Annotated in this window: 1 protein-coding gene; it reads left to right on the forward strand. The window is 45.2% G+C overall.

The window, feature by feature from the left end; translation table 11 throughout:
- Nucleotides 1-23: 23 nt before the first annotated feature.
- On the forward strand, nt 24-261 hold a 238-nt coding region (locus tag SLS51_RS24470), incomplete at its 3' end, for a Tn3 family transposase (RefSeq protein ID WP_369293961.1).

A 261-nucleotide genomic window follows, 5' to 3' on the forward strand; every position in this document is an offset into this window, starting at 1 on the left:
AGCGGCGAGGCGTTCTGCGTATCTTGCTTTCATTGATCATGCAGGAAAATACCCAGAGCAATATCATCCGCAAACTGAACTCTCATGCCCGTTACGCCAGATTAAAAGCGGTGTTGTTTGAATATAATGCCATCTTCAAGAGCACTCATATCCTCAATCTGATTGATGATATGGCACTCAGAAAAGCGATCCGAAGTGCCCGAAACCGCACGGAAGCCTATCATCAGCTCCAAAGTAACATCCGAAAAACTTACAACGGTA

It is taken from the genome of Photorhabdus africana (assembly GCF_035181445.1).
Lineage (GTDB): Bacteria > Pseudomonadota > Gammaproteobacteria > Enterobacterales > Enterobacteriaceae > Photorhabdus > Photorhabdus laumondii.